Annotated in this window: 8 protein-coding genes; 4 read left to right on the plus strand and 4 right to left on the minus strand. The window is 60.7% G+C overall.

The window, feature by feature from the left end; all coding sequences use genetic code 11:
• Positions 1-33 precede the first annotated feature (33 nt).
• From MK6180000_RS16310 to MK6180000_RS16325, 4 genes are all read left to right on the plus strand, one after another.
• Positions 34-1,074 carry a TRAP transporter substrate-binding protein gene (locus MK6180000_RS16310; RefSeq protein ID WP_138935692.1) on the plus strand — a complete coding sequence of 347 codons (1,041 nt, stop codon included), beginning with the start codon at positions 34-36 and terminating at the stop codon, positions 1,072-1,074.
• Positions 1,075-1,153: 79 nt separating this feature from the next.
• Positions 1,154-2,533 carry a glutamine synthetase family protein gene (locus tag MK6180000_RS16315; RefSeq protein ID WP_138935693.1) on the plus strand — a complete coding sequence of 460 codons (1,380 nt, stop codon included), beginning with the start codon at positions 1,154-1,156 and terminating at the stop codon, positions 2,531-2,533.
• A 103-nt stretch (positions 2,534-2,636) separates the two neighbouring features.
• On the plus strand, positions 2,637-4,019 hold the full coding sequence (locus tag MK6180000_RS16320; protein WP_138935694.1) for an aldehyde dehydrogenase family protein: 1,383 nt from the start codon (positions 2,637-2,639) through the stop codon (positions 4,017-4,019).
• Positions 4,016-5,161 (plus strand): iron-containing alcohol dehydrogenase, encoded by a 1,146-nt coding sequence (locus MK6180000_RS16325; protein ID WP_138935695.1) that lies wholly within the window; start codon positions 4,016-4,018, stop codon positions 5,159-5,161. The genes MK6180000_RS16320 and MK6180000_RS16325 overlap by 4 nt, the downstream gene beginning before the upstream one ends.
• Before the next feature lie 75 nt (positions 5,162-5,236).
• Here the strand turns inward: MK6180000_RS16325 and gltB are convergent, their stop codons facing one another.
• From gltB to MK6180000_RS16345, 4 genes are all read right to left on the minus strand, one after another.
• Positions 5,237-9,766 (minus strand): glutamate synthase large subunit, encoded by a 4,530-nt coding sequence (gene gltB, locus MK6180000_RS16330; RefSeq protein WP_138935696.1) that lies wholly within the window; start codon positions 9,764-9,766, stop codon positions 5,237-5,239.
• On the minus strand, positions 9,763-10,203 hold the full coding sequence (locus tag MK6180000_RS16335) for a GFA family protein (RefSeq protein WP_138935697.1): 441 nt from the start codon (positions 10,201-10,203) through the stop codon (positions 9,763-9,765). Before MK6180000_RS16335 ends, gltB begins: the two co-directional genes overlap by 4 nt.
• Positions 10,200-11,633, minus strand: coding sequence for an NAD(P)-dependent oxidoreductase (locus tag MK6180000_RS16340; protein ID WP_138935698.1), 1,434 nt, complete (start codon positions 11,631-11,633; stop codon positions 10,200-10,202). Before MK6180000_RS16340 ends, MK6180000_RS16335 begins: the two co-directional genes overlap by 4 nt.
• Positions 11,634-11,785: 152 nt before the next feature.
• Positions 11,786-12,589: an undecaprenyl-diphosphate phosphatase gene (locus tag MK6180000_RS16345; RefSeq protein ID WP_138935699.1), complete on the minus strand. Its 804-nt coding sequence runs from the start codon at positions 12,587-12,589 to the stop codon at positions 11,786-11,788.
• Positions 12,590-12,607 lie beyond the last annotated feature (18 nt).

Below are 12,607 nucleotides of genomic sequence, written 5' to 3' on the forward strand. Positions count from 1 at the left end.
AGCGTAGATTTGACCATAACAAGGAGAGAAAAGATGACGACACGCAGAAAGTTTTTGGCCGCAGCCGGTATCGGTACCGCAGCCACCGCACTGGGCGCGCCCGCGATTGTGCGCGCGCAGGCCCCGATCAAGTGGCGTTTTCAGACCTATGCCGGCGCCGCACTGGGCGAGCATGTGACAAAGCCTGCCATCGACTACATCAATGCCGCCGCTAACGGCGAGATGGAGATCGAACTGTTCTACGCAGACCAGATCGTGCCCACCGGCGAGATGTTTCAGGCGCTGCAACGCGGCACCATTGACGGCGTTCATTCGGACGACGACTCTATGGCCTCGCCCACGCCGCTGCAGCAATTTGGCGGATATTTCCCGCTGGCGACCAAGCATATTCTGGATGTGCCTGTCCTCTTTGACCAATACGGGCTGGCCGATATCTGGACCGAAGAATACGACAAGGTCGGCGTCAAATGGCTGTCGGCTGCGGGCCAAGACCCCTGCAACTTCAACACCACCAAAGAGATCACGTCGTTGGCCGATCTGGATGGTCTGAAGCTATACACCTTCCCCACGGCGGGACGGTTCCTGTCGCAGTTCGGCGTCGTGCCTGTCAGCATACCCTACGAGGATGCCGAGGTCGCGGTTCAGACCGGCGAGCTGGACGGTATGGCATGGTCGGGCATCACCGAGGATTACACCGTTGGCTGGGCGAACGTCACCGACTACTTCCTGACCAACAATATCTCGGGCGCGTGGATTGGATCGTTCTTTGTCAATCCCAAGCAATGGTCGGACCTGCCCGATCACCTCAAGCAGATCGTCATGGCCGGGATCGAGGCCAGCCATACCTACCGCAATCAGTGGTACTGGGGCGGCGAGGCACGCCTGCGCGCGCAGGGCGACAAGCTAAAGCTGCGCACAATTCCGCAGGCCGAGTGGAAGACGGTCGAAGACGCCGCGGTCACCTTCTGGGACGAGATCGCTCAGGAGGGCGAAGTGCACCAGAAGATCGTCAACATCTTCCGTGACTATAACGACGTGATCGGCAAAGCGGGTCCGCCCTACACCAACGGCTGATCTGTTACTAACTGGCGGTCCCGGCATCCTGCCGGGGCCTGCCGCCTTATCCCGCCGCATGCAAATTTCGAGGTTTCCTATGCCCGTCAAAACTTCTGCCCAGACCCCCGCGCTGACATTCGATAACCTGAAGAAACAGGTAGAAGACGGCAGCGTCGACACTGTCCTCGTCTGCCTCGTCGACATGCAGGGCCGCCTGATGGGCAAGCGTTTTCACGCCGGGCATTTCATCAATGGCGCCTACAAGGAAACGCATTGCTGTAACTACCTGCTAGCCACCGATCTGGAAATGTCGACGCCCGAGGGATTTGCCAGCACCTCGTGGGAGAAGGGCTATGGCGATTACGTCATGCAGCCCGATCTGAACACGCTGCGACCGATGCCGTGGCTGGAGGGCACCGTTATGGTGCTGTGCGACGTCTTGGATCACCATAATGAGCCTGTGCCCCACTCGCCCCGCGCGATGCTGAAAAAGCAGCTGGCGCGGCTGGAGGAAATGGGCCTGAGCGCAATGATGGCGACCGAGCTGGAGTTTTTCCTGTTCGAGAAAAGCTATGATGAGATCCGCAAAGGTGGCTACCGCGACCTCGTGCCGATCTCGGGCTATAATGAGGATTACAACATCTTCCAGACCACAAAGGAAGAGCATGTCATGCGCCCCTTGCGCAATCATCTGTGGGACGCCGGCCTGCCCATCGAGTGCACCAAGGGCGAGGCCGAGGCGGGCCAGGAAGAGCTGAATATCAAATACGCCGCCGCCCTCGACACGGCCGATTTCCACACCATCGCCAAGCACGCAACCAAGGAAATCGCATGGCAGCAGGGCCACGCCGTCTCCTTCTTGCCCAAGTGGCACCCGGACCGCGTCGGCAGCTCGTCGCATGTGCATCAGTCCCTGTGGAAGGACGGCGAGAACGTCTTTTTCGACAAATCCGATGATCTGGGTATGTCGGATCTGATGAAGAGTTACATGGCCGGCATGTTGAAATATGCCCCCGATTATACCTACTTCCTCGCGCCTTACATCAACAGCTACAAGCGGTTCGTGAAAGGCACGTTTGCCCCCACGCGCACCATTTGGTCGGTTGATAATCGCACTGCCGGATTTCGTCTGTGCGGTGCATCGAGCCGCGCCGTGCGCGTGGAATGCCGCGTTGGCGGGTCGGATTTAAACCCCTACCTTGCTATGGCCGTACAGCTGGCTGCTGGAATCGCGGGTATCGAAGAAAAGCTGGAATTGGCGCCACCCTTCAAGGGCGATGCCTATTCGGGCAAAGAGGGCATGATTCCGACCAATCTGCGCGATGCGTATGTGTCGCTGAAGGGATCGGCGATGCTGCGCAAGACGCTGGGCGACGATGTGGTTGATCACTACGCCCGCGCCGCCGAGGTTGAGATTGAGGATTTCGATTCTGCCGTGACGGACTACGAAATCGCCCGCGGATTTGAGCGGTGCTAAACGCCGGCCACTGCGCGGGTTGAGACCGCCGGAGCGCTCCGCACGGGGATATTTGGGGCAAGAAGAATGAGCCGCCCCTTCGATTAACTGGATAGGTTTGGATATGAGCGAGACACTGACCTGCATTTCGCCGATTGATGGATCGGTTTTTGCCACGCGCGAGGCGCTGGATATCGGCGGCGCCAAGGCAGCGGCGGCCCGCGCGCGTAAGGCGCAAGTGAACTGGGCGGCACGATCGCTGGACGAACGTATCCGGCTGGTGATGGCTGGGGTCGCTGCCGTGGGCGCGATGAACGACGACGTGGTACCGGAGCTGGCGCGCATGATGGGCCGCCCTGTGCGGTACGGCGGCGAATTCGGCGGCTTTGAAGAGCGCGCATCGTATATGGCAAAAATCGCCCAAGAGGCGCTGGCCGATATCATCGTGGGCGAGGATGACACATTCACCCGCTACATCAGGCGGCTGCCGCATGGCGTCGTGCTGGTCGTGGCGCCGTGGAACTACCCTTACATGACGGCAATCAACACGGTTGCGCCTGCATTGATCGCCGGGAACACCGTGCTGCTGAAACATGCCACACAGACCTTGCTGGTAGGCGAACGGATGGCGCAGGCGTTTCACGCGGCGGGCGTGCCGGAGGATGTGTTTCAGAACGTATTTCTGGGCCACGACACAACATCACAGCTGATCGCGGATCGCGCAGTCGATTTCGTGAACTTCACCGGGTCTGTTGGCGGCGGGCGCGCGATGGAGCGGGCTGCGGCTGGCACGTTTATGCCCGTGGCGACCGAACTGGGCGGCAAGGATCCGGGCTATGTCATGGACGACGCCGATCTGCACGCCGCCGTCGATACGCTGATTGATGGCGCAATGTTCAACTCGGGCCAGTGCTGCTGCGGGATCGAGCGCATTTATGTACACGAGAGCCTTTTTGACGCGTTCGTCGAAAAGGCAGTGAAGATCGTCGAGGGCTACACGCTGGGCGATCCACTGGACGCAAGCACGAGCATAGGCCCGATGGCGAATGTACGCTTTGCTAGGGAAGTCCGCGACCAGATCGCCGAGGCCGTGGCCGCGGGCGCGACGGCCCATATCGCGCAGATGGCCGCCGATGATGGCGGCGCCTATCTGACGCCGCAGATCCTGACCGAGGTTACCCACGACATGCGCGTGATGCGCGATGAGAGCTTTGGCCCTGTCGTGGGCATCATGAAGGTATCGTCGGATGAGGAGGCAATTGAGTTGATGAATGACAGCAATTTCGGCCTGACTGCCAGCCTCTGGACCGCCGACCTTAACCGTGCGCAAGCCGTCGGCGACCGGATAGAGACGGGCACCGTCTTTATGAACCGGGCCGATTATCTGGACCCCGGCTTGTGTTGGACAGGCTGCAAGGATACGGGCCGCGGCGGCGGGCTGTCGGTCATCGGGTACCACAATTTGACGCGTCCCAAATCCTACCATCTCAAGAAGGTGACAAAATGAACCTCACTGGTAACTGGTCCTACCCAACGTCTGTAAAATTCGGCGCTGGCCGCATTAAAGAACTACCCGCAGCCTGCGCGCAGGCTGGCATCACGCGCCCCCTACTGGTCACCGACAAGGGGCTGGCAAACCTTCCGATCACTGCGCAAGTCTTGGACATCATGGAGGGCGCGGGGCTGGGCCGCGGGATATTCTCGGAGGTCGATCCGAACCCGAATGAGAAGAACCTCGACGCCGGTGTCGCCGCCTACAAATCCGGCGGCCATGATGGCGTGATTGCGTTCGGCGGCGGCTCGGGGCTGGACTTGGGCAAAATGGTCGCCTTCATGGCGGGTCAGTCGCGCCTCGTATGGGATTATGAGGACGTGGATGACTGGTGGACGCGCGCCGATGCGGACGCCATCGCGCCGATCATCGCGGTGCCGACGACGGCAGGGACAGGGTCCGAAGTGGGCCGCGCCAGCGTCATCACCAATTCCGCGACCCATGTAAAAAAGATCATCTTTCACCCCAAGGTCATGCCAGAGGTCGTTATCTGCGATCCCGAACTGACGACCGGAATGCCGAAATTCATCACCGCGGGCACCGGCCTTGATGCCTTTGCTCATTGCGTCGAAGCGTTCAGCAGTCCGAACTACCACCCAATGAGCCAAGGCATGGCGCTGGAGGGGATGCGTCTGGTCAAGGACTACCTGCCCCGCGCCTATGCGGACGGTACTGATCTGGAGGCGCGAGCGCATATGATGAGCGCCGCGATGATGGGCGCGACCGCATTTCAAAAGGGCCTCGGCGCGATCCACGCGATGAGCCATCCGGTCGGTGCCGTCTTTGGCACGCATCACGGCACGACCAATGCCGTCTGCATGCCGGCCGTGCTGCAACTGAATGCGCCCGAGATTCGGGACCGTTTCCGTACGGCGGCCGCCTACTTGGATATTGACGGCGGCTTTGACGGGTTCTGCGCGTTCGTTCAGGAATTTAACGACGCCTTGGGCATCCCGCGCAAGCTGTCCGAGATGGGTGTCGAGGCGGAGCGCATCGACGATCTGGTGGCCGAGGCGATCCAAGATCCCAGCTGCGGCGGCAACCCCGTCAAGCTGACCAAGGAAAATTTGCGCGCGCTATACGAGGCCAGCATCTAAGGCTGTCGCTGCTGCTGAAATACTCGAAAACCCCGGACACCTTTCGCGCTGTCCGGGGTTTTTTTATTGCCGCGCCTATTCCGCAGGCATCGCCAGGTCCTGATCACTCAGCGGATGAGGCAGCTTGTCCAGCATTTCGAGTGGGCAGATTTGCAGGAAATGCGCACGCTCAATGTCCCAGTGTTGTAGGATGTCCAGTGCCTTACGGCTGCCCGTCTCGTCTGCGTGGCGCTGGATGAGGGCGAGCAACTCGCCTTGCCAATGGGGATGCTGAACGGGGCTGGTGACAATCGTCTCGCGGTTCATCAGGGGTGCTGCCTGCCCGGCCGGATCATAGAGATAGGCCATCCCGCCCGTCATGCCTGCCCCAAAGTTCGCACCAATGCGGCCCAAGATCACGGCGACGCCGCCTGTCATGTATTCGCATCCGTTGCTGCCACAGCCTTCGATCACCACATGCGCGCCAGAGTTACGCACGGCAAAACGTTCGCCCGCGCGGCCTGCCGCAAAGAGGTATCCAGCCGTCGCGCCATAGAGCACTGTGTTGCCGATAATGGTGTTTTCACTGGCGTCCAGCGGGCTGTTCATGGGCGGGCGCACCACTATGATGCCGCCCGAAAGGCCCTTGCCGACATAGTCGTTGGCGTCGCCCGACACTTCCAGTTTCAGGCCCGGTGCGGCAAACGCGCCCAGCGATTGCCCTGCGCTTCCCGCCAGCTTGACCGTCAGGTGGTCGGGCTGCAGGCTGTTCTTCATCCCGAATTTGCGAACGATATGACTGCTTAGCCTAGTGCCAACGGTGCGGTGCGTGTTCTGCACGGCGTAATGCAACTGCATCTTTTCCCCGTCGTTCAGAAAACGGGCTGCATCGCGCACGATCTCGGCGTCCAAGGTATCTGGCACCGCGTTGCGCGGGCGCGTGCGGTCATAGACCGCGCCGCGGTTGCCGACGGTGATCAACATCGGGTTCAGATCCAGATCGTCCAGATGCGCCGATCCGCGAGAGACCTGCGTCAGAAGATCGGCCCGTCCGATCACCTCGTTAAGTGACCGCGCACCGATGCCTGCCAGAACATCGCGCACTTCCTGCGCGTAGAAGGTGATGAGGTTCACGACTTTTTCGGCGCTTCCGGTGAATTTATCGCGCAGCGCCTCGTCTTGCGTGCAGACGCCAACGGGGCAAGTGTTTGACTGGCATTGGCGCACCATGATGCAGCCCATAGCGATCAGGGCCGCTGTTCCGATGCCGTATTCCTCGGCCCCCATCATTGCCGCCATGACGATGTCGCGGCCAGTGCGCAGGCCGCCATCGGTGCGCAGCGTCACCCTCTCGCGCAGGTTGTTCATCGACAAGACTTGGTGCGCCTCGGTCAGCCCCATTTCCCACGGCAGACCGGCGTATTTGATCGACGTGGCCGGGCTGGCGCCGGTGCCGCCATTGTGGCCGGAAATCAAAATTACGTCTGCCTTGGCCTTGGCCACGCCTGCCGCGATGGTGCCGACGCCCGATTGGGCGACCAGCTTGACCGTGACCTTGGCAATCGGGTTGATCTGCTTGAGATCGTAGATCAGCTGGGCAAGATCCTCGATGGAATAAATATCGTGATGCGGCGGGGGCGAGATCAGTGTGACGCCCTTGGTCGAGTGGCGCAGGCGCGCGATCAGTTCGGTCACCTTCATACCGGGCAATTGGCCGCCCTCGCCGGGCTTTGCGCCTTGGGCGATCTTGATCTCCAGCTCTTCGCACTGGTTCAAGTATTCAGCGGTCACGCCAAAACGGCCGGAGGCGACTTGCTTGATCTTGGCGCTGGGATTATCGCCGTTCGGCTCGGGCAGGAAGTGGGCGGGATCTTCGCCGCCCTCGCCTGAATCGCTGCGCGCACCGATGCGGTTCATGGCGACATTCAGTGTCTTATGCGCCTCAGGGCTAAGCGCGCCCAGCGACATGCCGGGCGTGACGAACCGCTTGCGGATTGCGGTGACCGACTCGACCTCGTCCACGGGGATCGCCTTTCCCATCGGCTTGATCGCCATCAGATCGCGCAAGTGAATCGGCGGGGCGGCTTGCATAGCGGCCGAGTATCGCTTCCACAGATCAAAGCTTGCTGTATTGCACGCGGTTTGCAGCATGTGCATGTTCTGCGCGCCCCACGCGTGGCTCTCGCCGGTTTTGCGCGCCTTGTAAAAGCCACCGATTGGCAGGACGTTGTCGGCACCGTTGAACGCGCGGGCGTGGACCTCCTCCAGCTTGGTCTGGATGCCGCTGACACCGATGCCGCTGATGCGGCTGACAAGGCCGGGAAAATATTCGGCACACATTGCGCGGGAGAGGCCAACCGCCTCAAAGTTCAGGCCGCCGCGATAGGACGAGATGACGGAAATACCCATTTTAGACATGATTTTGAGCAGGCCCGCGTCGATGGCCTTGCGGTAGCGCGCGACGACCTCTGTCAGGGTGCCGTCCAGAAGGTTCCGCTCGATCCGGTCGGCCAGGCTATCCTCGGCCAGATAGGCGTTGACCACAGTTGCGCCCGCGCCGATCAATACGGCGAAGTAATGCGGGTCGATGCACTCGGCAGATCGCACATTCAGCGAGCAGAACGTGCGCAAGCCTTTGCGGGTTAAATGGCTATGCACGGCGGATGTTGCCAAGATCATCGGCATGCCAATGCGGTCCTCGCCCACCGCCTGATCGGTCAGTATCAGATGACCCGCACCACTGCGCACCGCATCCTCGGCCTCCGCGCGGATCCGCGTCAGACCCTCTTGCAGGGCGCCCGGCCCCTTGGCGAAGGTGCAGTCAATATGGCCCACATCGGATGTGAACTGGCTCGTCAACACATTCCACTGCGTGTTGCCGACAAAGGGGCTGTCCAGCACGATAATCTGCGTTTGGGCACCACTCTCGTCCAGAACGTTCTTGAGGTTGCCAAACCGCGTCTTGAGACTCATCACGCGGTATTCGCGGAGAGAGTCAATCGGCGGGTTCGTCACTTGGCTAAAGTTCTGGCGGAAGAAATGGCTGAGCGGGCGGTATTGCATCGACAGGACAGCACTGGGTGTGTCGTCGCCCATGGATGCGATCGCTTCCTTGCCGTCCTCGCCCATGGGGGCAAGGATCTGCTCCAGCTCCTCAATCGTGTAACCGGCTGCGATCTGGCGGCGGCGCAAGTCGCCTGCCGTATGCATCGGCGCCTCGCTGACGACGGCCAGCGTATCGCCCAGATCGTTGATTTTGCCGACCCATTCGCCAAACGGCTGCGCGGCCGATAACTGGTCCTTTATCTCGACATCGTGGAAAAGCTTGCCCTCTTTCATGTCGACGGCCAGCATCTGGCCCGGTCCCAATGCACCCTTTTCGCGCACCGTGCCTTCGTCGATGGGCACCATCCCGGCCTCGCTGCCCGCGATCACCAGACCGTCGCCGGTCACAACATAGCGCATTGGCCGTAGCCCGTTCCGATCAAGGCCGGCGCAAACCCAGCGACCATCCGTCATGGCCAACGCGGCGGGGCCGTCCCACGGCTCCATCACGCTGTTGCAGTAGGAATACATGTCGCGCCACGCCTGCGGCAATTCCTGCGCAAGGTTCGACCACGATTCAGGCACCAGCATTGTCTTGGCCATCGGGGCCGAGCGGCCGGCACGCACCAGCACCTCGAATACAGAGTCGAGCGCGGCAGAATCGGACGCGCCTGCCGGAATGATTGGCTTGATATCCTCGGCCAGATCACCGAACGCGGACGAGGCCATGCGAATCTCGTGGCTTTTCATCCAATTGCGGTTGCCCTTTAGCGTATTGACCTCGCCGTTATGGGCCAGCATGCGAAATGGCTGCGCCAACCACCATTGAGGGAAGGTGTTGGTTGAATAGCGCTGGTGATAGATGGCGAATGCGGATTTGAACCGCTCGTCCATCAGATCGGGGTAAAAGACCGCGACCTCCTCGGCCAGCATCATGCCCTTGTAGATGATGCTGCGGCACGACAGGGACGCGATGTAAAAACCGCCAATTGCGGCGGCGATCACGGCCTTTTCGATGCGGCGGCGAATGACGTACAGCTCGCGCTCGAAATCCTCCTCGTCGATGCCGCGCGCATTGGAAATCAGGATCTGTTCAATCTCGGGGCGCGTTGCGTTCGCCTTGTCACCTAGGCAGGTGACATCTACGGGCACGTGCCGCCAGCCATAGATCGTGTGGCCCATGCGCAGCACTTCGGTTTCGACGATCGTGCGGCACGCCTCCTGCGCACCGAAATCCGTGCGGGGCAGAAACACCTGTCCGACCGCGACCAGCTGGTCTTGCCTCGGCTCGTGGCCCGTGCGGCGAATCTGGTCGTAGAAGAACGACACCGGGATTTGCAGGTGTATGCCTGCGCCATCGCCCGTTTTGCCATCTGCGTCGACGGCGCCGCGGTGCCAGATCGCTTTCAGGGCGTCGATGCCCGCCTGGACCACGCGGCGCGACCGCTTGCCACTTACTGCAACGACCAGACCGACACCGCAGGACGAATGCTCTTCGTCATTGGCGTACATGCCGTTCTCGGTCATCCACTCGCGCTTGGCTGCTTCGGCGGTGGCCCAATCGGTGTCGTAGGTGGTCATGGGGTATCTCCTTGGACGGCGGGGTTGTGGGCCTCATACTCAGCGGCGGTCTTGCGGGGGTGATCGCCCGTGAGCGGCGCGTAGGCCGGGGCCTGATCGATATAGATTTCCGATATCAGGGGGAACTTCGACGCCCCCTTGAAAAGGCCAGCCATTAGTTCGAACTTGGCGCCCTCTTCGTGGTCCCGCAGCCACAGGTTGCTGCCACAGGTCCCACAGAAGGCCCGTTCGGCTAAGGGAGAGGCGCTATAGCGCGTGACGGGGCCAGTCACCACAACGGACGTGGAAGGCGCATTGAACGTCGCATAAAGCGCACCTGACCAGCGTTGGCATCTGTAGCAATGGCACACCGCAACGCCGGTATCATGCGCGCCGCTGACCGTGATTTGCACAGCGCCGCACAGGCAACGGCCTTCGAGTTTGCTCGCGGCGCTCATTCGGCAGCAACCGCTTGAGCGGCGGCCAGATCGGAAAGGATGGCAGCGGCTGTATCGCGCCCGTCGCGGATGGCCCAGACGACCAGCGATGCACCGCGCACGATGTCGCCCACGGCATAGACGCCGGGCAGCGACGTGCGGCCGCTGGTAAATTCAGCCTTGATAGTACCCCAGCGCGTGACCTCCAGCTCGCGCTGATCCCAGAGGGTTGGCAGATCTTCGGCCTCGAAACCCAGCGCCTTGATAACCAGGTCCGCTGGCTCGTCATGGACGGCGCCGTCAATCTCCTCGGGCGATTGGCGCCCTGTCGCATCAGGCGCGCCGAGGCGCATCTTTTGCACACGGACGGAGGTGACAGGATCGCCGCCGAACCCCTTGGGTAGTGACAGCCAGTCAAAGACCACGCCCTCCTCCTCGGCATTGGCGACCTCGCGCTGGCTACCCGGCATATTGGCGCGGTCGCGGCGATAGAGGCATTTGACCGACGTCGCACCCTGCCGGATGGCGGTTCGCACACAGTCCATTGCGGTATCACCCCCGCCGATGACAACGACGCGCTTGCCGCTCGCGTTCAACTCGCCGCTCTCAAACTCTGGCACAGCATCGCCAAAGGAGTGGCGATTGCTGGTGGTCAGGAAGTCGATGGCACGAACGATGCCCGCCGCGCCCGCGCCGGGGCCACCCAGATCGCGGGACTTATAGACGCCCGTGGCGATGATGATCGCGTCGTGGCGCGCGCGCAGATCGCCGAATTCGGTATCCTCACCGATGTTGCAATTGAGCTGAAACTGGACGCCTCCTGCCTCCAGCTGCTCGATCCGGCGCATGACCACGTCCTTCTCCAGCTTGAAGCCGGGGATGCCGTAGGTCATCAGGCCGCCGCCCCTGTCATATCGGTCATAAACCGTGACTTGAATCCCGGCACGGCGCAGCATGTCAGCCGCCGCAAGGCCGCCGGGCCCTGCGCCGATGATGCCGACACTCTCGGTGCGCTCATGCGTGGGCTTGGCCGGCGTGACCCACCCTTCGTCCCATGCTGTGTCGGTTATATATTTCTCGACCGCGCCGATGGTGACGGTGCCGTGGCCGGAAGTCTCGATCACACAGTTGCCCTCGCAAAGGCGATCCTGCGGGCAGATGCGGCCGCAAATTTCTGGGAATGTGTTCGTGGCTTGGCTGAGCTCATACGCCTCTTGAAGACGGCCCTCGGCAGTCAGACGCAGCCAGTCTGGGATGTTGTTGTGCAGGGGGCAATGGCTCTGGCAATAAGGGACGCCGCACTGGCTACACCGGCTGGCTTGCTCTCGCGCCTTGGCGCCTGCATACTCGGCATAGATCTCGCGGAAATCGTGGGCACGCAGATCCGGCGGACGCTTTTCGGGCATGTCGCGAGTGACAGTAGTGAATTTCAGCATCGGGTTGTCGGCCATTGGCGCACCTATCTATTCAGCCGTTGATGAATAGACTGGGTTTGGATGCTATAAAAGACAGTGTTACTGTCCTATATATCAATTAATCTAGGGCTAGGCATAAAAAATCCTATCACCCGCGCAACTATATGGCATTATTACTGACTTACTTTTCAGTAGCCGACCAGAAGGAATACCAAAGCTAGCGAGCCGATCGCGATTCTCCACCAGCCGAACAAGGCGTATCCATTGCGCGACACAAACCCAAGCAGCCATTTGACCACGAAGATCCCGCTGATGAATGCCAGCGCAAAGCCGACTGCGATGTCACTCATTGCACTCAAGTCCAGAACGTCGCGATTTTTATAAAGGTCGTAGGCCACCGCCCCTGCCATGGTGGGCATCGACAAAAAGAACGAGAATTCCGCTGCTGCCCGCTTGTCGACACCCATAAGGAGCGCGCCGACAATGGTCGCGCCTGATCGGCTGGTGCCGGGGATCATCGCAAGACATTGGAAAAAGCCAATGCGCAATGTCAGCCACATCGGCAGATACGCAGCATCAGTATAACGCGGCGGCGGCGCGAAACGGTCAACAAAAATCAAGATAATGCCACCGATGATCAACATGACGGCCACCAAAATGGGCGTCTCAAACAAGACATCCTTGATAAAGTCATGCGCCAGAACACCGACGAACAGAGCAGGCAGGAACGCGACGATAACCGTGGCCAGAAACCGCCGCGCGCCTCGGCTATACGGCGCATCAATGATAACTTGGCCAAGACGGGCGGCATAAACAGTCAGCAGTGCCAGCACTGCACCCAACTGAATTACCACCTCAAAGCTACGGCCAGGGCTGCTGAATCCCAGAAAATGCCCGGACAGCAACAGATGACCCGTGGAGGACACCGGAATAAATTCAGTCAGGCCTTCAATCAGCCCTAGGGCGGCCGCGACCAGCGTAGTGTCGGACATAGCTGTACCGCTCTTGCC

The sequence above is a fragment of the Roseovarius arcticus genome, assembly GCF_006125015.1.
Taxonomy (GTDB): Bacteria; Pseudomonadota; Alphaproteobacteria; order Rhodobacterales; family Rhodobacteraceae; genus Roseovarius; species Roseovarius arcticus.

What these genes read in the sequence shown, in the direction of transcription:
- MK6180000_RS16310 (WP_138935692.1), top strand. Translation starts at nt 34, where the DNA reads ATGACGACACGCAGAAAGTTTTTGGCCGCAGCCGGTATCGGTACCGCA.
- MK6180000_RS16315 (WP_138935693.1), top strand. Translation starts at nt 1,154, where the DNA reads ATGCCCGTCAAAACTTCTGCCCAGACCCCCGCGCTGACATTCGATAAC.
- MK6180000_RS16320 (WP_138935694.1), top strand. Translation starts at nt 2,637, where the DNA reads ATGAGCGAGACACTGACCTGCATTTCGCCGATTGATGGATCGGTTTTT.
- MK6180000_RS16325 (WP_138935695.1), top strand. Translation starts at nt 4,016, where the DNA reads ATGAACCTCACTGGTAACTGGTCCTACCCAACGTCTGTAAAATTCGGC.
- gltB (WP_138935696.1), bottom strand. Translation starts at nt 9,766, where the DNA reads ATGACCACCTACGACACCGATTGGGCCACCGCCGAAGCAGCCAAGCGC.
- MK6180000_RS16335 (WP_138935697.1), bottom strand. Translation starts at nt 10,203, where the DNA reads ATGAGCGCCGCGAGCAAACTCGAAGGCCGTTGCCTGTGCGGCGCTGTG.
- MK6180000_RS16340 (WP_138935698.1), bottom strand. Translation starts at nt 11,633, where the DNA reads ATGGCCGACAACCCGATGCTGAAATTCACTACTGTCACTCGCGACATG.
- MK6180000_RS16345 (WP_138935699.1), bottom strand. Translation starts at nt 12,589, where the DNA reads ATGTCCGACACTACGCTGGTCGCGGCCGCCCTAGGGCTGATTGAAGGC.